Below are 20,168 nucleotides of genomic sequence, written 5' to 3' on the forward strand. Positions count from 1 at the left end.
CTCGAACCGACTCAGGTTCTGATGTAGTTAAACTGGGAAGCTTTTTCCCCGAACCTGCTTCGTAACGCCTTGATAAAAATGAGTAAAAAAGCCCCGTGGCAACACGGGGCAAGGAACTGGCTTCCGGAAAAGAGGGCTGTGGATGCAGCCGCTATGACTGACCTTTCCGAAACCCGGGGAGGATGTCAAACGATCCTGGGCGTATTACAGCTGACATCATGAATTGAAGCGTCCGAGCACTGGCAACCGAACTTGCCGATCAAAACTGGGGTGGGTTTGTTTGGTGTGGGGTAACAGAACCTTGGGTTTATTGTCTCTGCGCTATTGAAATCAGGCTGGCAGTGCTTAAAACTTGTGCTCTTGGGGCGAGCTACCTATAGTGTCCCGGCAATATTTTTTTGGAGTCGGTATGAACACCCAACAATTGATAGCGGAAGCAATTGAGCTACCCGTTGAAGATCGTGCGCTTGTGGTCAATTCATTATTGAATAGCTTGAATCCATCGTCCGGGGCTATTGACCGTCAGTGGCTGGATGTTGCGCGGCAGCGATTAGATGAAATCAACGCTGGCAAGGTTATTCCCGTTCCGGCAGAAGCCGTGTTTGCCAAAATATGGAATCGTTTTGATAAATGAATGTTGCTTTCCATCCGCATGCTGAAGCGGAGTTAATTGCTGCTGTTGAATACTACGAGGCTTGTCATCCCGGTTTGGGGTTGGATTTTGCGATAGAAACTAATCTGGCTTTAGATCGTGCCAGTCGGTACCCGGAGGCTTGGCCGCTATTGGAATCACTATTCCGGCGAGTGCTGTTCAACCGATTTCCATTTACATCGTTGATGGCAAATCCTTGCTCGTAATTGCGGTAATGAACTTGCATCGTGAACCGAATTACTGGAAATCCCGTCGCTAATTTTCTGCACACATAAAAAAGCCGGTGCAAACGCACCGGCAAGCGAACTCATTACCAAAACGATTGGGGTCAATCGTCGGTAATGAAAGGCTATGGAGAAAAACACGAGCTTTAAAAAAGGCCGGCGCATGGCTGCGCCGACCAAGGCTTCGTAGACACTAACCGGGCTGGCCTATTGCTTGGTGAGTTGCCACCAGTTGATATTCCAGCCACCTTTTCTTACGAAGATCGCCAGGTCTTGCTGACCTGCTTGCAAGTTCACCGTGATCGACACGGTTTGCCAGTTTTGCCAGCCGCCGGTGTTGGGCACTGTGACTATACCCAGGTCCGTTCCATTTCTGCTCAGCACCAGGGTGCCACCGCTGTAAGGTGATGCTACGCGCACTTCCAGCGTGTAATTGCCGGCTGTGGGAATATTGATTGGATAGCTCGCCCAATCATTATCGTCGGTGCTGCCTGCATTGAACCCGCCGCCTGCATCCGTGGTGGTTTCCATGCGGATGCCGCTGTGATCCTTGAACATTTCCGCTTCGATACGCTGGCCAACTTGCGCTTTCCAGTTCATCCAGTAAGCGATGCTTTCGTTGCGCACCAACGGTTGCGTGCTGAATTGCTTGAACCAGTTTTCGATTTGGGTCGCGCTGGCGCTGCTGATGTTCAAGCCACCCATGCCGCCGCCGTTGCTGGAGTTGGTAATCATGCCCCAGGCCCAACTGCTGGTATCGCCATTGGAGCCACCGGATGAGGTGGTTTTCCACGCCCAATTGGTCGCGGCCCAACCGTAGCTGTTGTAGATGTCGTAGGTTTTGCGGGTCATCTGGCCGCCGTAACTGCCGAGTAGTGTCCAGGGCTGGAATTCGCCGACCAGGAATGGTGTTTGTATACCAGTGATTTTATTGCGCCAGTCGCAACTCTCGCCGGTCCCGTTCTGGTTGCAGTGCAGCCAGTTGGCGTGCATGTTGGCTTGGCCGGCACCGTAAGTAGCCGTGTCATTCCAGCCCCACAAGCCGGGGTAGAAATGCATCCATGTGGACACGTTAGTCAGGCCGCGACTATTCGGATTGCCGTAGGCATCGATACCGGAATTGTGGCCAGGTAGCAGAATGATGTGATTGGCATCTTTCGCGCGCACCACGTTGAACAACTCGTAGGAGCGGTTGGCGAGGGTGGTTGCGTCAGTGCCCCAGGGCTCGTTCAGCAGATCGTAAGCAGCGACAGCCGCGCGCCCGTTGTAACGCTGGGCGATCATATCCCACAGCCACTTGGTGCGATCCCAATAATTGGCATTGGTCCAGAGTTGTGCGGCGCCGATGCAGCCGTCGTGTTGCTCGGATGCCGCCGCCTGTCCACCCACCGCACCATGCAAATCGAGGATGGTATACATACCGCGTTTTTCCGCTTCATCGATTGCCCAATCCAGGTATTGCCAGGCATCGGCGCGCAGGTTGTAGGGGTTGTATTCGTCTTCGACCAGGCTGTAAAGGAATGGAATGCGGACCACGTTCATACCCATCGCTTTCATCATGTCGAAGTCGCGGGTGGTGATGTAATTGCTGCGGAACACCTTCATCAAGCGTTCTTTTTCGGTATTGCCAAAGCGCTGCGACAGAACCGATTCCAGCGTACATTGGTCATTCACCGTGCCGCCGTTGTGGGAAATAATCCCGCCCATCATCCAGAATTCCTGGATCAACCAGTTGCCGAGGTTGGTACCACGTAAATCCACGCGCTGGTTGGTGGATGCATTAACCCACAGGTGACCGCTTTGTTTGATCGCCGGCAAGCGCGCCCAGCTAACCGAGCTGGATGAACTTGAGCTGGAGGATGACACCGCCGTGATACGGAACCAGTTGAGGTTAAAGCCACCGGCGGGAATGGCGATACCAAAGTTATGGGTGCCGGCGGTTAAATTGACGCGTTGTTTGATAGTGGTCCAGATTTGCCAGCCGCCGGTATTCGGCACCGCGATGGTGCCGTAACTGGCCGCTCCGCCAGCTTCTTCCAATCGAATCGTACCGCCACCATTTTGGCTGGCTACACGATATTCCACATCGTAAGCGCCGGTAGTGGGAATGCTAACCGGGCTATTGCTGTACGCGAGCCAGTCATTGGCATCGATCCAGCCTACATTCTGGCCGCCACCGGTGTCGCTGGTGGTTTCTACCTGCACGCCATTCATGTGACTGTAGGCTTCTGCCTGTATGGTTACCGGTAATGTGGCTTGTGCTAATACAATTTGACCAAAGAGTGCACCGCTAAGCCCAAGTGCGAGGGCTGACCATTTGCCAGGCAAACGGCCGTTAAGGGAAGTGTTCATAATTGATACCCATAAAAAAGTTATTGTTATCGCATGAGTACGAAAGCCTGCTGCCGATTGCTCTTCGATAGGGTGATTGCGCTAAAGAAGTACCTCGCTCCGTGGATTACATCATTCCGTTATTGTTGTGTCTGGTTTTCGTTGGTATCAATCTAGGCCTTGTGTTACCGGGTGTCGTTCGAGAGTAAAAGTGATACTAAAAAAATAGCAACGCGAACGGGTTCGAGAACCGGAAAAATGCTCGAACGCCTTTTTCCCTAGCCCCTGTCATTTATCTTCTATAGTATCCCCCGTGAAAACACCAAAGCGCGATCAACTCACATAATGGTCCTCCAATGGGCCACACAACAACGCGCAAAATAAGAAACACGGGGAGCCTCCATGAACTTTGTCGTATTCAATTTCCACGACGTAATCTTGCTAATGACAGCCACGTTGTGCTGTTTATTTGCACTATTATTGATCGTGACCAATCCGCCTAAAAACACCAGCAACTATTTTCTCGCTGCTTTTCTGGTTGCCCATGCATTTATCCCATTACATGAACTGATCCTCTGGGGGGCCGAATTCAAAATCCAGGTTCGCCAGAACTTGCCTGAGATCTATTTCGTGGGTGGTTTTGCTTATTACCTGGATGCAATGTTGCTGTATTTTTATGTGAAGTCGTTGGTGTTTCGCGATTTCCATTTGCGCCCCGTTGATGCATGGCATCTCATTCCGTTCGGTTTTTTTGCAATCTTTATGCTGGCGGCGTTTTACCGTTTCCCCTTTGCATTGCGACTGGAATGGATCAACACCGAAGCCTTCGTATATAGCCCCGGCTATATAGGTATGGATTTTTTCTGCAAAAGCCTGCGCGTTGTCTATTGCGCAGCGGGTTTATTGCTCATCTTTAAATACAAAGACATCCTCAAGAACACCCATTCCAATATTGAAAAGGTAGACATCCTTTGGTTAAAAATACTGGTGGTCGGGTTTTTAGTCGTCACGATTATGGAGGCATTCCTCGCCAGTTCCAAAGTGATTGGTGTGATCGCCGGCTATGACTTCCAGCATCCGGACCCGAAAGGCAATGTTATCGAATATATTGGTTTGAGTGGTTACTACGCACTTTTCTTCCTGGTATGTACGCTGGTGTTCACCAGCATGCGTTACTTTAGTAATTTTGAATCGGTCAAACAAAAAGAAACCAAAGAACCACCTAAAAAATCTACCCAGGAAAAATTGCTCAACCCCGAATACGCCGAAAAAATCGACAGCATCATGCGCGCCCAAAAAACCTACCTTAATCCGGAGTTGACCCTGGACATGCTCGCAGAAACCCTGGGCATTGCCGCGAAAGATTTATCGATGATTATCAACCGCCATTTCAATTTGAATTTTTATGAATTTGTAAACGGCTACCGTATTGAAGAAGCCAAAAAGTGTTTGGCCGACCCAGCCAATAAAGAAAAAACTATTACTGATATTTATCTGGAAGTAGGGTTCAACAGCAAATCGGTGTTCAACACCTTTTTCAAAAAGCTGGTTGGTAAAACCCCATCGGAATACCGCCAATCGCCCGAATCAGTGGCGAGCGCACAATAAGATTTTATTTAGCCTACTGGAGCACACACACTCATGAGCAAGCCACCAATTATAACCATGCAAACAGGCCGAACGCGCCACAGGCCATTGCGTCGTTCACTCAAGCGGCCATTGGCAATTGCCTGTGCATTTTTACCTTTATTGGCTGTGCCGGCGTTCGCAGCAGACACGGATAATAAAATCGAAGAAATTATTGTCACTGCGTCCAAGCGCAACCAAAGCCTGCTGGATTTTTCCGGCGCGGTCAGCGTAATCACCAATTTCCAAAATGTAAAAAATATTGGCGATATCGCCAGCCAGGTTCCCGGTTTTAATATTGTGGATGCAGGCCCGCGTAACCCTGCCGGTTTGGTGATTCGCGGTTTGCGTATTGATGAAATTGGCTCCAATGATTTGGGGGGCGATGGTTCTGCGGTCGCCAGTTATGTAGATAATATTCCGCTACAAGGTTTTTTTGTTCCGCCGTCGTTTAGTGTGAAAGATTTGCAGCAAGTAGAAGTATTGCGTGGCCCACAGGGAACCCTTTATGGCAATGCATCTATCGGTGGCTTGATTCGCTATGTCACCGCGAAACCGGATTTGGAAAAATATTCAGTGCGCGTCAATGCTGAAGCATCACAAACCAAACACAGTGATGATTTGAATTACGATACCGACCTGGTAGTCAATGCGCCCTTGGTCGATGACATACTTGGTATGCGTTTGCTGCTTGGCAAAACCGAAAACGCCGGCTTTATCGACAATGAGTATTTGCTCACCGGTCCTGCGAAAGATATCAACGATGATGAAACCAGGCAGGCGCGCATAAATCTGTTATGGCAACCCACCGAAAATCTCTCGCTCAATACTATGTATCACTATCAGGAAATAAACGTTGGTGATCGTCAGGCTACTAACGAGAGTTTCACTGGTGATAAATATTCAGCATCAAGTCGCTATTTACAACCGATGGAAGGTGAATTGCAATTGGCGGGTATTGATGCTGAATATGAACTGGAATTTGCAACGCTCACCGCCAGTGTGAACCATTACGATTACGCGTATCACTCGCGAGCGGATCAGACGGATTTATACATCGCGCTGGATCCGACCAATGAATACTACAATCTCTATGAAGACCTTTCTGCGTATAACGCCAGCGATGTCGATGTAGTAAAAGATAGTATCGAATTGCGTTTGGCTTCTGCTGATGGTCAAGCCATTCGTTGGCTGGTGGGCGGGTTTTATAGCCGCGATGATCTTGATGTTTATATGGGCGATTATACGCCGGGCTTCGGCGAGTTTTTAGGGGCAGTATTACCCGGCGGCCTTGAGTATCTTTCCACGCAAACAGAAACTCTGGATGAATATTCCCTGTACGGCGAAGTTGCTTATGATTTCACCCCGAAATGGGAAGTAAGCCTTGGGGGGCGTCATTTCCGTTATGACGACACACTGAATGTATGCACTATTGGCTATCCGACTGAGCGTCCACCAAGCTGCCGGCCAGGTGATGATGTCAGTACAGGTGTTCTTGGTAAATTCAGCACGCGTTATAAATTTACTGATACACACAGTGCTTATTTCACCGTTGCGGAAGGTTATCGTCGCGGTGGCGCAAATGCATTGCCTGAGCGCATTGATTTCAGCCGTGAATATGACCCTGATACGGCGGTCAATTATGAAATTGGCGTGCGCGCCAATTGGTTTGAACAACGATTGAAATTAAATGCAGCCTTATTTGTAAATGATTGGCGGAAAATCCAGGTTGCGGATACCGTTGAAGGGCGTTATCCAATTTGGATTAACGCGGAAGATGCCCGTTCGCAAGGTGTGGAGCTGGACTTCATTGCGCAAATCAATAATGCATTTAGTGTGCAGGGTATTTATTCCTATACCGATGCAGAACTCACCGAAACTGTTGAGTCGATTAGCGCCTACGATGGCAATCCCCTGCCAGGTTCACCGGACAGACAATGGAGCCTTTCTCTGGATTATGCCGAACCTTTCATGGGTGTTGATGTGGATGCTCGTGTTGGTATTAATCATATTGGTGAAATTTATACAGCGCTTAATCCGGATTTCTACAATTACCAAAAATTAAAAAGCTATAACACTGTCAATGCCCGCATTGGTGTAACACGCAGTAATTGGCGCTTGGGGGCTTTTATCAATAATATTGAAAATACCCGGGGCATTACTGGCAAGCGCAGTGATGAAACCTATGGCGATCAAGGGAAATTTGAATACATTACCCATCCGCGCACTATTGGCTTATCGGTAACTTATAAATATTAATAGTTAATTCTTATCAGTGTGACAACAATTCTTGAACTATGCTTGTCCGGTATCAATTTGTTGGTCGCTGTCTGGGAGGAGAGCGATCTGCATTAAAGAATGTTCTTTAATGCTTGGCTATTTAGGGATTCCACACACCTATTAATGACAGGAATTTAGTTATGGCAGCAGAAAAAAAGAAAACCAGTGGCAAGAAAACCGCAGAAAAAAAGCCGGCAAAAAAAGTAACGGCTGTAAAGGCGCCGGCGAAAAAAGGTAAGAAAAAATTAACGGCTGAAAATGTCACAATCCTGGTGCCCAGGGGGGGTCAGGTTATCCAGTATTTTAATTTAACGCCGGCATTTCCAACTGATACTGGTCGTGGTGATTGGATATTTACTGAAGATGGTTCAACTCAGGACATTGAAACATTGACCGTTGGATTTGCAGATAATCCATCGCCGTTAGAAAGGGAGCTTGAGCGTGCTGTTTTGGTCATCACTATGGTGCAAAATCCTACCGCTAATGGAACCTGGCGCTTTGCATTGGGCGGTGTTGCGACCGATCATGGCGATGAAGACCCAAATAACGATGTGATTGTAGAAATTATTGACAATGGCTTCACATTGGTTGCTTACGTGCAAGTACTGGAAGATTCAGCGGAATACATTCCTTTTGGTTTTGTTGCTTCGTTTACTGATAATGACACTGGTGTTGTTTCTATTTATGAGTCGCAAGATCCGGGGATTATTCCTATTCGCCCTGCCGGCTAATTCTGGTGTGTTTTTTGTTGGAGGGCGCATCTGTTTGGCTCTCCATGTTCTCTCATTAGACTTATGAAATTGTTATCGCTGCATAGCTTATCGAACCATGAAAAACTAAACCATATTCTATGCATGCCTCCTTTCAGTGCATTTTCTATATTTAATATTGCAGAAGAATTATTGTTTGCCAGTGTATGGACCAAGGCTGCAGTATAGATAGTTTCCTGATTTTGCGGGTCACGTTTTTCTAATTCCTGAAGATGGACGAGTGAGTCTTTGATATCCCCCAGGTGTGCGTAAGCTTGAGCCTTATTTCGTAACGCCTCATCTCCGGGGGCATTATGTGTATTTGCAATTTCCCGATATAAAGCATTGGCATCTGTTATGTTTCCTGCAAGGTTTTTTGTGTCCGCCAGGTTTAATTTCACAGTAGAAACGTTGGGTGCTAGTTTTGCCACTTTTTCAAAGATGGACTCTGCCTGCTGATACTCTTTATTAAGTAAATGACACAATCCCAGATTGCTTAAATTGGTAATGTCATCTGGTTTTTGGATAAGTGCATTTTTAAAGGCGGTGCTTGCTTGCTCAATGTTTCCATCAATTAGCTCAATCAAGCCCAGGGCCGAAAGTGATTTGTGAAAGCTCGGGGCCAACTCAAGAGACTGGTTAATATAATTTTTTGCCTTACTGGTATCCCCTTGATACCAGTAAGCGTTGGCAATATTAAAAAGGTTATCAGCAGTTTTTTTTGATTGGACGGATCGTTGGTAATTGTCAACAGCAGATGAATAGTCGTTTCGAGCCATCATAGTATGACCTAAAAGCTCATATAAAACGGCACTGCTCGCATTGATGAGTTTTAATTGTTCAATGGTGTGTTCTGCCTCATTAAAGTCACCTTTATCAATTTGCAATCTACTTCTATTATACAAATCAGAGACAGTCGGTTTTTTTGTTGGGCGTAGGTCTAAAATATTTTCCAGTCTTGTTAAGTATTCGGTATTTTTGGTCTGTTGATATAGGTCCAAGGCGACTTCTTTATATAAAGTTTGTACTGCTGGCAATAGTTTGGTTTTTTTGTGTAGTTCATCTAAAGAATTTATCAGGCTGGTTGTTGCGCCTTCTTTTCTGTATTTCGCATTTAGGTTGAGAAAGAGAAAATAATCTTTTTCATCGATGGATTTGAAATCGTTTAAGTTGTTTGACGCGTAAAAATCATTAATTTGCGTTTGCACTGTCCCTGATAGTGATAAGTAATTATCTGTTAGTACATCTAGTCTTTTAGTGTTCTTTATTTTCAACCTTTGGGAGTTTTCCTTATCTGATCTCGATAGGGTGATTGAACAAGACTCAACCTTACAGAAGATGTCGCTGCTGATGACTTCGTCTGCAGCGGTAGCCTGTAGCAAGGTCTTTTCATCCGCATTGACGCTGATGATTTCACTGCTTGGAATCAGGTAGTAATTATCTAACTGGACGATGCTTTGTTGAATTGCATCATAAACCGCCTCCTTCACCAACTCCTGTTGCGATTCCTGCATTCCCTCTGCCGTTAACTTCGGTGGAATCACCGCCACATATTTCGGTGGTTTTGGTTGTAATTGCCACGCAACAACACCCGCAAGAATTAAAACACTTGCTACTGCTGAGCTGACAACAATTTTATTGGCAGCAATATAGATTTTGAGTTTTTGCCATAGCGAAACTCCAGGCGCTGCGGCTACGGCGACAAAGCGCGTATCGAAGGTCGGATGATCTTGTGTGCGTGACGCTTTGGTGTTGGTAGACGACGGGATCGCTTGTGTATCGTCGTTGGGTAAATCTTCTTTCCAGCTCAGTTCTTTGAGTTTGGAAAATTGCGCGGCTACCCAGTGGGTATTGTCCGGGCGCTTGTCCGGGTCTTTGGATAAAAGTTGGCCGAGCAGATCGATGAACTCTGTGGGCAAATCCGGATTGTGTTGTTGGGGCGATGTGGGCGGATGGGTGATAATCCGCTGCATGGTTTGCAGTTTGTTGTTGGTATCACCAAATGGATGCGCGCCGCACAATAATTGATAGGCAAGAATCCCCAACGAAAATAAATCGCTTTTAAACGTAATCGCTTCACCCATGGCTTGTTCGGGTGACATAGAACAATAACTGCCCGCTACGTGATCGGTCAGTGTTGCATTGAAGTCTTGCGATTTGGCGATACCGAGGTCGGTAATTTTTGCCTGGCCGCGTTTATTAATCAGAATATTTTCGGTTTTTAAATCGCGGTGGATAATGCCAGCGTCGTGCGCAACAGCAAGGCCTTCACTGATTTGTGCGAGCCACTGCAAACGCTGCGAAATGGACACAATATGTTCGCGCAAATAGGTTTGCAGGTTTTGGCCGTCGACCAACTCCATCACCAGTGCGACTTGTTCCGGCGCTTCAATAAAATCGTAAATCTGGACGATGTTCGGGTGATTTAATTTGGCGAGCAATAATGCTTCGCGCTTGAAGCGCTCTATGTAATGCGCTTCAAATAATTCGGTGCGCAAACATTTAATGGCTACGTCGCGCTCCAGGCGTGTGTCGCGCGCGCGATACACCAACCCCATGCCGCCGCGACCGATGCAGTCGCGCAATTGATAATGCCCCAGTTGAACCGGGGCATTATTGTTGGGGGAAGTGGGTTGAGAATTATTCATCTATTAACGCGCAACACAGTTAACAGGATTTGCACGATGAGGCGAGCGTGAGCTTATCGCCTTTATAAATTTTAAATTTTTCGCAGCCAAAACGAATTTTGCCGCCGCGCCGTTCCAGCAAGCATTGCTGGCCCAGTGCATCAGGCAAGGTGTCCGCGAGTTGTTTGCGCGCGCGGAAAATCTGGATGTTCATATGCGTGGAATCCAGGCCCAATTCGGCCGCGAGTTGATCGGCATAGACCCAACCCTGGCTTTTGCTGTCCAGTCCGCGCGTTGCATCCTCTGCGCGGTGGCGGGCGAGTTGCAATAACAGATAGTGATGGGTGCGCACCGCGAGATCCAGCGTTTGCTGGTGATGCAATTCGAGCTGGGTGGTTTCTTCATCCAGGCTCATATTGAAAATAAATTCGTAATCATTGATATGGCGCGACGCTTTGGCTTCGGTGGGGCCATAAATTTGCGCACGCATAAATTGCCAGTGGGTGTTGCTGAATTGCACCAGGTCACCATCATTTAATTCGATAGGTTCTTCTTGCTGTTGGTGCAAGGGTTCACGAAACCACTGTTGCGAATCTTCGTTGAAATACAGCGCCAGCTCGGGGGAATTTATATCGGGCAGTAAATGATAACGGCTCAGGTAAATAGGGGCGTTAACTTGCGGGCTTTGATCCAGCGGCCAGAGCATATCCGCAGGTGCGGCAATATCGATCACTTTAAAACCAGGATCGCTCTGTTCTGCAAAGTGAATTTCATCGCCGCTTATTAAATCGCGGCTATCGCCCTGGCCCAGGCTAATGCCATTAATCCAGGTGCCGTTCAGGCCGAGGTTTTTAATTCGCCATTGGCGACCGTTCCATTCAATTGCTGCATGCAATTTGGACACATAGGGTTTATCGATGTGGGTATTCACACTGGCCGCCAACCGACCAAAAGTGTGGTGGGGGGCCAGCGGAAAATAGGTCTCTGCAGCTATATCCAGCAAATAGGCCATAAAAGTTTCCGTGCGATTAAAGGCGCAGCGTGATGGGGCGTGATTCCTGGCTCCGATGATGATCCTTTAATGTGAAACGCTGGAGGCCTGCTTTCTGTTTATTTCTTCAGGTTAGTTGTAATTCTGTGTAATAGGCAATTATCGGGTCGGGCTATAGATTGCCACAAGATGTCGTTGATTTCCCATTATCTTGATGTGTGGGATGACTCGACAATAGCCTGCTGAAATATGCCTACTGACCAGCTGATAGTACTTACTGAATATTACTTACTGATATTACTTCCTGAATAGTACCATGAGATCGTTCCTATGATTGGCCTGTTTAAAGCATCCAGCACCCACAAACCAGTTGCGCGGGCCATCCATAAATTCAATCAATCATCCACGGCGAAGTGGGTGCCGGTGAATAAAAGTTTTATTACCCTCACCAAAATTATTCTGCGCGCGGCGAGCGAACGTTTAAATCTTGCCCATTTGGCGGTAACACTTAGGTGCGTGACTCATCAAGGCTATCGCCATTTGCTGTTGGTGAATGATGAGCGGGACTTGCAACTGGCGGCGATAGGGCAAACAGAAGAATTTATTATTTCAGCGCAGGATTCTATCGGCGCACCGTTTGCAAACTTTAAGGCAGATGCTGCATACAGTTTGCCGATTGATTTTAAGCCGCCGCAGGGCAGTGTGCAGCGCTTGGGATATCTGGTGGCGCAGTCGCGACCAGGTTCAGTGATCAAGCGCGAACAATTGCTTAAAGATCTGGCGTTGGTCGCTGATGAAATTGTGCGCACCATTGGCCGTTATCAAACACGTTATCGCGCTATTCATGTCTATGGCGATCAAAGTTACTGGATTGGCAACAGCAAAGCATTGCGCCAGCTGGATCAAAGGATGGATCTACTGGCCAAAGGGAATTTGCCAGTGCTGGTCCGCGCCGACAAAGGTGCCGGCAAAGTCATCGCTGCACGTAGCTTGCATTGTTTGGGCAGGCCGGAGCTGGCTCCGTTTATTGAGTCCGATTGCACTGAATGGGAGCAGGGTAATGCCGCGAGCATCCTGCAATCACTGCATAGTTTTGCCAATGGCGGCACTTTGTTTTTGCGCAACCTGGATGCATTAACGGCCACCGATTTTCAGCACTTGTATGAATTTTGGCGGCGCGCTTCGCAGGCAGAATTTGATGGTAGTTACAGTTTGAAATTAATTGTGAGCCTGAGTCGCATTGATTGCACGTTGGGTTCAGCGCAACAACAGTGGTTGGCACAGCATACGCAGGAATTGAGGTTGCCCGGGTTGAATGAGCGACGTGAGGATATCCGTGACCTCGCGCAGTTTTTTATCCGTGAATTTGGTTTTGGCGATGGCTTTGATTTAACCGAAAGTGCCTGGTGCCTGCTTGAGAGTGCCCCCTGGCCAGGTAATGTTGAACAACTAAAGCAACTGATAAAAAAGCTGGTATTGATTGCCGATGCTGATTTGATCAGCGCCGATGAGCTGGCACCGTTGCTGGAACAGCATTAATTATCCCCATTCCCGTTCGCCCTCCTTTCTGGTCTATCCCCCGACGCCGTTTTGTTGTTCCCCTGCGGGGGCGGGGTTATACTGCCCCGTCTTTTACCAGGCCCCGTCTTGCCGTAGCGGCAATATCAGGGGTGTAAGCGGATTTTTGCCTATGAAGCTCCCTGCAGTGTGGTTATTGCTCAGCCTCGGTATTTTTTGTGTTGCGTTAAGTGCTTGCGGCCAGAAAGGCCCCCTGTTTTTACCGTCGGAGCAACCTGAGCAAGGCGGCAAATCTGAAGCGCCAGCTACAGTTCCTGCACCAGCCGATACGCCTGCTCCGGAGAGTGCCCCGAAACCGGCAGATACTCCCTGATTGTTCATCCACCCGAATTTTCCATCTGATTGTTGATCGAGATTGTTTATGCAGCATTTCACCCTACGCAATGGCGAACTCTACGTTGAAGATACTCCCCTGAGTGCCGTTGCCGAACGCTTTGGTACTCCTTGCTATGTATACAGCCGCGCGGCGTTCACGCAGCAGTACTTATCCTACGCCCAGGCGCTGGGTTCGCATCCGGGCATGATTTGCTATGCGATCAAAGCCAATTCCAATCTGGCGATTCTGAATATGCTCGCCAAGCTTGGTGCCGGTTTCGACATCGTTTCCGGCGGTGAATTGGAGCGCGTCCTGCGTGCCGGTGGTAATCCATCGCGTATCGTATTTTCCGGTGTAGGCAAAACGGCCGAAGAAATTGCGCGTGCACTCGATGTTGGTATTTTCTGTTTTAACGTGGAATCGGAAGCGGAGCTGGAATTGCTCGCACACGTCGCCGCCGCCAAAGGCAAAGTGGCAAATATTTCCCTGCGTGTAAACCCGGATGTGGATGCAAATACCCATCCTTATATTTCTACCGGTTTGAAAGAAAATAAATTTGGTATTGCCATTGAGCGTGCACCTGCGGTTTATGCGCGCGCGGCAGAATTGCCAAGCCTCGCGATTAAAGGTTTGGATTGCCACATAGGTTCACAATTAACTCAACTCACCCCGTTCCTGGACGCACTGGATCGTTTATTGATTCTGGTTGACGAACTCGCCGGAAAAGGTATCCATATTTCCCACCTCGACCTGGGTGGCGGTCTGGGCGTGACTTATCGCAATGAAACGCCGCCGCCGGTGGCAGACTATATGGCGGCAATCAAAGCCAAATTGGGCGACCGCAAACTGGCCTTGATGTTTGAACCCGGCCGTTCAATTTCTGCGAACTCTGGTGTGCTGCTCACTAAAGTGATGTTCTTGAAACCTACCGGGCACAAAAATTTTGCCGTGATTGATGCGGCGATGAATGACAATATTCGCCCGTCACTCTATCAAGCCTGGCAAGACATCCGCGCGGTAAAACCGCGTGATGGTGACGCGCAAAAATGGGATCTTGTCGGACCAATTTGTGAAACTGGTGATTTCCTCGGTAAAGCGCGCGAATTGGTTATCGAGCCGGGTGATTTGTTGGCAATGATGTCCACCGGTGCCTACGGTTTCAGTATGAGCTCCAACTACAACACGCGCGGCCGTGCGGCTGAGGTTGTGGTGGATGGTGACCAGATGCACCTGGTGCGTGCGCGCGAAACGTTTGAGGATATGATTCGTGGTGAGGCGCTGCTGCCTGAATAAAAACAGCCTGGACAACATGTGCCGCTGTTATTGATTGAGTAGTGATTCCCGTATTTCATTGCATCCCATACGGGCTACGATTGCTGAAATATTAAATGGTGAGAAGTTCTGCCCCGTATTTTTCAACGCTGATACGGGCTACAGGCGACGGAAATTATGATGCGTTTACGTTTTAGCAAAATGCACGGTTTGGGCAACGACTTTGTTGTAATTGATGGCGTTAGCCAAAGTGTGCGTTTGACACCGGAAAAAATTCGTTCCATCGCCGACCGCAATTTTGGTATCGGCTGTGACCAGATTTTATTGGTGGAAACACCCGATACGCCCGATGTGGATTTCCGCTATCGCATTTTTAATTGCGATGGCAGCGAAGTAGAAAACTGCGGTAACGGTGCGCGTTGTTTTGCTGTGTTTGTGCGCGAACGTAAACTCACGGGCAAGAGTGTGATTAATGTCGAAACTGCCGGTGGTTTGATCGAACTGCGCGTGCAGGATGACGAACAAGTCAGTGTGAACATGGGCGTTCCACGTCTTGAGCCTGCACAAATTCCATTCGTTGCTGATGCGCGTGCAATCACTTATCCGATTGAGGTTAACGGAAAAAGCCACGATATTTCTGCGGTCTCCATGGGTAATCCCCACGGTGTATTAATCGTTGATAACGTAAAAACTGCACCGGTGGCAGAAATCGGGCCTATCATTGAAAAGCATCCACGCTTCCCGGCGCGCGTAAATGTCGGTTTTATGCAAGTTGTCTCGCGCAGTGAAATTAATTTGCGCGTATTTGAGCGCGGTGCCGGGGAGACATTAGCCTGTGGCACTGGTGCTTGTGGTGCGGTAGTTGCGGGGCGCTTGCGCGGCTTGCTGGATGAAAAAGTGAAAGTCAATTTACCGGGCGGCAGTTTGCATATCCAATGGGCGGGCGATGGCCAACCCGTGATAATGACCGGCCCCGCTGTGACTGTATTTCATGGACAAATAAAAATTTGATTGCTCTCCAATTTAATTGCTTTCCAACTTGAACGCTCTTCAATAAGCAGACCGTTATGAACGAACACATCGCTACCCTTGCTGATCCGCTGGAACCCGAACAAATCGAAGCTTATTTGCGTGAGCATCCGGATTTTTTTGAACAGCATTCGGACCTGCTCGCCGAATTGACGCTACCCCATGAGTCGGGCTCCGCAGTGTCATTGGTAGAGCGGCAGGTAGCGATTTTGCGTGAGCGCAATATTGATATGCGTCATCGCCTGAGCAAATTGCTCGATAACGCACGCGACAACGACAAACTGTTTGATAAAAGCAAGCGTCTGGTGCTGAGCCTGCTCGAAGGTCAGGATATGGGCGATATTCTCGATGCGTTGCATTACAGCTTCGATAAAGATTTCAATATCCATTTCACCAGCGTCATTTTATTTGGCAATCCCGATAAGGTTCCCAGTAGCCAGGCGCGCGTAGTTTCGCTGTCTGAGGCGCGCGAATATATTGGCCCGCTGTTAAAAAATAGTCGCGCTGTCTGCGGCACTTTAGGTACGAAAGAGATGCAATTTTTGTTTGGTGGCCATGCCGACGAAATTGGTTCTGTGGCTACCGTGCCATTAATGCATGGCAGCGCATTCGGATTGCTCACTATTGGCAATCGCGATCCGCAATATTATCGTTCCAGCATGGGCACATTATTTTTGAGCTATATCGCGGAAGTGTTAAACCGCTTGCTGCCAAAGTATTTACCGCGCTGAATTTATTCCCCGCACTCCGTGCGCTAATCGGGCAGGAATTTATATATGACACAGCCTGAAACCCCTGATAACGCACCTCGAATTCCGTCTGCTATGTCGGCGGAATCTAATCAATCATTACCGTTTGCGGCGGCGCTGGACGATTTTTTTGTCTACATGCGCAGCGAAAAACAGCTTTCATTGCATACCCAAACCAATTACGCGCGCGATCTGGAAAAATTCCAAAAATATTGTTTGGAAAAACGCATTACGGAATTGGATAAGCTGGCACCCAACCATATCCGTATCGCCGTGGCGCAATTGCATCGCACTGGTTTGGGCGGAAAAAGTTTGCAGCGCTGGTTATCATCGCTGCGCAGTTTTTTTCAGTTTTGTATCAAGCGCCAATGGATGGGTAGTAATGTTGCCGATGGTATTACCGCGCCCAAATCACCTAAAAAATTACCGAAAACCCTGGATGTGGATCAGGCGATTCAATTTGTTGAGGTTGAAGGTGATGATTTTATCCAGCAGCGGGACCGTGCGTTGGTAGAACTGATTTATTCATCAGGCTTGCGGTTGGCAGAAGTGGTTGCGCTCAATCTGAATGACATTGATTGGGGGGAAGCGATGCTGCGGGTGGTGGCGGGTAAGGGTGGGAAATCACGCGTGTTGCCAATTGGATCTGCTGCAATGGTTGCGTTAAAAAACTGGTTGCCCGCCCGCAAACTTTTTACCACTGATGCGGAGCAAGCATTGTTTATCACCCAGCGTGGCAGCCGCATCGGGCATCGCGCGGTGCAAATTCGTTTGCAACAATTAAGTGTGCAACAGGGAATGGATACTCCGGTACATCCGCACATGCTGCGTCACTCCTTTGCGAGCCATATGCTGGAGTCCAGTGGCGATTTGCGTTTGGTGCAAGAGCTACTTGGCCATGAGAATATTTCCACGACCCAGGTATATACGCATCTGGATTTCCAGCATCTCGCCAAAGTGTATGACAAGGCGCATCCACGTGCGGTCCGAAAACCGGATAGTAATGATTAAATGCAACAATAAAAATGGCGACTATCAAGTCGCCATTTTTATTTTCTGTTCGGATTTTTTTAAGAACAGTTGTTTATCTAACGATTATTTTTACCGCATCGAATTATCATTTGATGAAATTACCAGTTCGCCATCGTGTACCGGGATTCTATCGCCCGGGTCACGATCCAATCTGATATTGGATTCCTTACCTTTCAAGCGATAGACCACGTTGTAGCCGGTAATATCTTCGCGCGTCTCATAAACGGTTTTGCAGCGTTTTTCAACGGTGGTGTAAGTGTCACCTTCCTGCATATTTTTTTGCACTTTATCACCGGCATAACCACCGGCAACTGCGCCTGCGACTGTGGCGACTTTTTTGCCGTTGCCGCCGCCTACCTGATGACCAAGGACCCCACCCAATACAGCGCCGACTGCTTTACCGGCAATACGGTTTTCATCTTTTACCGGTCTTTGTTTGACGACGGTTTCATCGCGGCATTCCTGATGTGGAATTTTAGTTTGTTTGGTGATGGGGGTTGTGCGCACAACTTCTGCGTAATTGGGTTCTTTCAATAATTGGTAACTACCAATCGCACCACCCGCAGTGGCAATACCTACACCCAGTACCGTACCGATTAACATGGATTTGTTCATGATGTTCTCCTGCGGTTCACGCTCTACTTTACGTGAGACCAGTTTAAGCAGGTTTTTTCTGAACAATAACTTAACTGGCGCCACCGGGTGTTAAAGGTGAGACGTAGAATGTGGATCTATTGTGATGTGGTTCGGCTTTACAGGATTTTCCCGCCCAATTTATTTTTCTGGTAAAAGTAATGACTGGAATAAAAATGCACTGTAAAAATAATTATCAGGAATTAGCCGGCAGCAGCCAATTCGCGAAAAATTTGCTCATAGGTTTCCGGTGATTGCGCACCTTGCACCAAATGCTGGTTGTTGATAATCACACTGGGCACTGCGTTGATACCGGCATTAATCCATTGCTGCTGCTTTGCCCGTACTTCAGTGGTGAATTCGTCGCTGGCGAGAATATTTTGCGCACGAGTTTTATCCAGCGCTAATGAGTTCACAAGATCGAGCAATACAGTTGTGTCGTTGATGTTGCGCCCCTCTCCCTGATACGCGTGAACTAAAGCTCGTTTGAATTCGAGTTGTTTTTCTGCGGAATATTCTTGTTCAATCCAATATAACAGGCGTTGGCTATTGAAGCTGTTCCAGATAAATTCCCGTTGCGCAAATTCAAAGCCAAGCTCTGCGCCACGTGCATGGATAGTGTTATGCGTTTGGGCAATTTGCTCCGTGCTCATCCCGTATTTTTTCTGCAGGTAATCCACCAGCTTTATACCGTCCACAGGTAATTGCGGGTTGAGCTCAAAGGGTTGGCAATGTACTGCAATGGTTATATCTGTGCCCAGACGGGCAATTGCCGCATCCAGGGCGGTTAACCCCAATGCGCACCAGGGGCAATTAACATCTGAAACAAAGTCGATACGTAACATGGATGATTCCTGTATGGGCTGCAATGGCGAACCGGAATTATAGACCGCAACCGGTAATCAGGATTAACTTGTCTTAAATTAATATTTATATTATAAATTGATTTCTGGAGTTGGTAGTCTCCAGATGGGCCGCCGCAGGCATTGCCTGGGCGAGTGAGTGATTCAATAACAATAAACGGATACCACTATGAAACCAGTTAAGCATCTCCTGTCTGCCTGCATAGGCTCCTTGTTGTTCGCGGCTGCCAGTGGCAGTTCGGCAGCGCCCGTCAAAGGGGCGGATATCAGCTGGACCTCTGAAATCGAAGCCAATGGCTATAGCTATTACAACCGCAGCGGCGTGAAAAAAGACATTCTGGCGATTATGAAAGAACAGGGCATGACTGCCGTGCGTTTGCGCGTGTGGGTTAATCCGGCCGATGGTTGGTATAGCGGGACCCAGGATGTGGTTGCTAAAGCCAAACGCGTAAAAGCAGCGGGCATGAAGTTGATGATCGACTTCCACTACAGTGATAGCTGGGCTGATCCTGGTAAACAAACCAAACCTGCTGCATGGAACAGTTACAGCTTCCAGCAGTTGATGGATGCCGTTTGGAATTCAACCCGCTACACATTGCAAGCCATTAAAGATGCGGGCGTGACCGTCGATTGGGTGCAAGTTGGTAATGAAACCAATAATGGCATGTTGTGGAATGACGGCAAAGCATCAACCAGCATGCAAAATTATGCATGGTTAACCAACACCGGTTACAACGCGACGAAGAGTATTTATTCCAGCGCAAAAGTGGTGGTGCATTTGGCAAATTGCCACGATAACGCCAACTTCCGCTGGATATTTGATGGGCTCAAAAACAACGGTGCCAGGTTCGATATTATCGGCGCATCTTCTTATCCCACTAACGCATCCGGTTATACCTGGCAAAACGCCAACATCGCGTGCCTCAATAATTTGAACGATATGGTGAACCGCTACGGTGTGCCGGTAATGATTTCCGAAATCGGTGTGCCCTGGGATCATTCACAAGCACAAACGATTGTTAAAGATATGATCACCAAAGTGGGGCAAGTCAATGGTGGCAAAGGCGCAGCGATTTTCTACTGGGAGCCGGAAGCGCGTCCGGGTTGGAAGGGTTACACTCTCGGCGCTATGGATAATAACGGCAAGGCAACTGCTGTGTGGGATGCGTTTAAATAGTGATCGTAATAACGTGAGACGAAATAAATTATCGCGCAC

At 48.1% G+C, this 20,168-nt stretch carries 16 protein-coding genes; 11 read left to right on the top strand and 5 right to left on the bottom strand.

Features of this window, described 5'->3' with window-relative positions; genetic code table 11:
- Nucleotides 1–409: 409 nt before the first annotated feature.
- On the top strand, nucleotides 410–634 hold the full coding sequence (locus A596_RS02095) for an addiction module protein (protein WP_039912367.1): 225 nt from the start codon (nucleotides 410–412) through the stop codon (nucleotides 632–634).
- Between the two features lie 449 nt (nucleotides 635–1,083).
- Here A596_RS02095 and A596_RS02100 read toward each other — a convergent pair whose 3' ends face one another.
- Nucleotides 1,084–3,228 (bottom strand): carbohydrate-binding protein, encoded by a 2,145-nt coding sequence (locus A596_RS02100; RefSeq protein ID WP_052417152.1) that lies wholly within the window; start codon nucleotides 3,226–3,228, stop codon nucleotides 1,084–1,086.
- Between the two features lie 381 nt (nucleotides 3,229–3,609).
- On the opposite strand from A596_RS02100, the gene A596_RS02105 reads away from it, so the two are divergent.
- The 3 genes from A596_RS02105 to A596_RS02115 all read left to right on the top strand — a co-directional run bounded on the left by A596_RS02105 (nucleotide 3,610) and on the right by A596_RS02115 (nucleotide 7,844).
- Nucleotides 3,610–4,815, top strand: coding sequence for a helix-turn-helix domain-containing protein (locus tag A596_RS02105; protein WP_039912368.1), 1,206 nt, complete (start codon nucleotides 3,610–3,612; stop codon nucleotides 4,813–4,815).
- Between the two features lie 33 nt (nucleotides 4,816–4,848).
- On the top strand, nucleotides 4,849–7,092 hold the full coding sequence (locus tag A596_RS02110) for a TonB-dependent receptor (RefSeq protein WP_235425597.1): 2,244 nt from the start codon (nucleotides 4,849–4,851) through the stop codon (nucleotides 7,090–7,092).
- A 161-nt stretch (nucleotides 7,093–7,253) separates the two neighbouring features.
- On the top strand, nucleotides 7,254–7,844 hold the full coding sequence (locus A596_RS02115) for a DP-EP family protein (protein ID WP_039912370.1): 591 nt from the start codon (nucleotides 7,254–7,256) through the stop codon (nucleotides 7,842–7,844).
- Here the strand turns inward: A596_RS02115 and A596_RS21830 are convergent.
- Complete coding sequence (locus A596_RS21830; protein WP_052417153.1) at nucleotides 7,841–10,510, bottom strand: serine/threonine-protein kinase; 2,670 nt, start codon at nucleotides 10,508–10,510, stop codon at nucleotides 7,841–7,843. The two genes, A596_RS02115 and A596_RS21830, sit on opposite strands and share 4 nt — an antisense overlap.
- Nucleotides 10,511–10,529: 19 nt before the next feature.
- Nucleotides 10,530–11,501: an FHA domain-containing protein gene (locus A596_RS02125; protein WP_039912371.1), complete on the bottom strand. Its 972-nt coding sequence runs from the start codon at nucleotides 11,499–11,501 to the stop codon at nucleotides 10,530–10,532.
- Between the two features lie 309 nt (nucleotides 11,502–11,810).
- On the opposite strand from A596_RS02125, the gene A596_RS02130 reads away from it, so the two are divergent.
- From A596_RS02130 to xerC, 6 genes are all read left to right on the top strand, one after another.
- A complete protein-coding gene (locus tag A596_RS02130) occupies nucleotides 11,811–13,019 on the top strand; it encodes an AAA-type ATPase lid domain-containing protein (protein WP_039912373.1) in 1,209 nt (402 codons plus the stop codon).
- A gap of 151 nt (nucleotides 13,020–13,170) precedes the next feature.
- Nucleotides 13,171–13,371 (top strand): LPS translocon maturation chaperone LptM, encoded by a 201-nt coding sequence (lptM, locus tag A596_RS02135; RefSeq protein WP_039912375.1) that lies wholly within the window; start codon nucleotides 13,171–13,173, stop codon nucleotides 13,369–13,371.
- Nucleotides 13,372–13,419: 48 nt separating this feature from the next.
- Complete coding sequence (gene lysA, locus A596_RS02140; RefSeq protein WP_039912376.1) at nucleotides 13,420–14,667, top strand: diaminopimelate decarboxylase; 1,248 nt, start codon at nucleotides 13,420–13,422, stop codon at nucleotides 14,665–14,667.
- 159 nt (nucleotides 14,668–14,826) lie between these two features.
- Entirely contained in the window at nucleotides 14,827–15,657 is an 831-nt protein-coding gene (gene dapF, locus A596_RS02145; protein WP_039912523.1) for a diaminopimelate epimerase, read from the top strand.
- 56 nt (nucleotides 15,658–15,713) lie between these two features.
- Nucleotides 15,714–16,406 (top strand): DUF484 family protein, encoded by a 693-nt coding sequence (locus A596_RS02150; protein WP_039912377.1) that lies wholly within the window; start codon nucleotides 15,714–15,716, stop codon nucleotides 16,404–16,406.
- Nucleotides 16,407–16,451: 45 nt separating this feature from the next.
- Nucleotides 16,452–17,435: a tyrosine recombinase XerC gene (gene xerC / locus A596_RS02155; RefSeq protein ID WP_084127939.1), complete on the top strand. Its 984-nt coding sequence runs from the start codon at nucleotides 16,452–16,454 to the stop codon at nucleotides 17,433–17,435.
- Between the two features lie 90 nt (nucleotides 17,436–17,525).
- Here the strand turns inward: xerC and A596_RS02160 are convergent, their stop codons facing one another.
- Together A596_RS02160 and A596_RS02165 are read right to left on the bottom strand one after the other, a co-directional pair.
- Nucleotides 17,526–18,071 (bottom strand): glycine zipper 2TM domain-containing protein, encoded by a 546-nt coding sequence (locus A596_RS02160; protein WP_039912378.1) that lies wholly within the window; start codon nucleotides 18,069–18,071, stop codon nucleotides 17,526–17,528.
- 221 nt (nucleotides 18,072–18,292) lie between these two features.
- Nucleotides 18,293–18,934: a DsbA family oxidoreductase gene (locus tag A596_RS02165; RefSeq protein ID WP_039912379.1), complete on the bottom strand. Its 642-nt coding sequence runs from the start codon at nucleotides 18,932–18,934 to the stop codon at nucleotides 18,293–18,295.
- Nucleotides 18,935–19,121: 187 nt separating this feature from the next.
- Here A596_RS02165 and A596_RS02170 point away from each other — a divergent pair, with 187 nt between their 5' ends.
- A complete protein-coding gene (locus A596_RS02170) occupies nucleotides 19,122–20,129 on the top strand; it encodes a glycoside hydrolase family 53 protein (protein WP_039912380.1) in 1,008 nt (335 codons plus the stop codon).
- Nucleotides 20,130–20,168: the final 39 nt, after the last annotated feature.

This window comes from Cellvibrio mixtus subsp. mixtus J3-8 (assembly GCF_000766945.1).
GTDB classification, from domain to species: domain Bacteria; phylum Pseudomonadota; class Gammaproteobacteria; order Pseudomonadales; family Cellvibrionaceae; genus Cellvibrio; species Cellvibrio mixtus_A.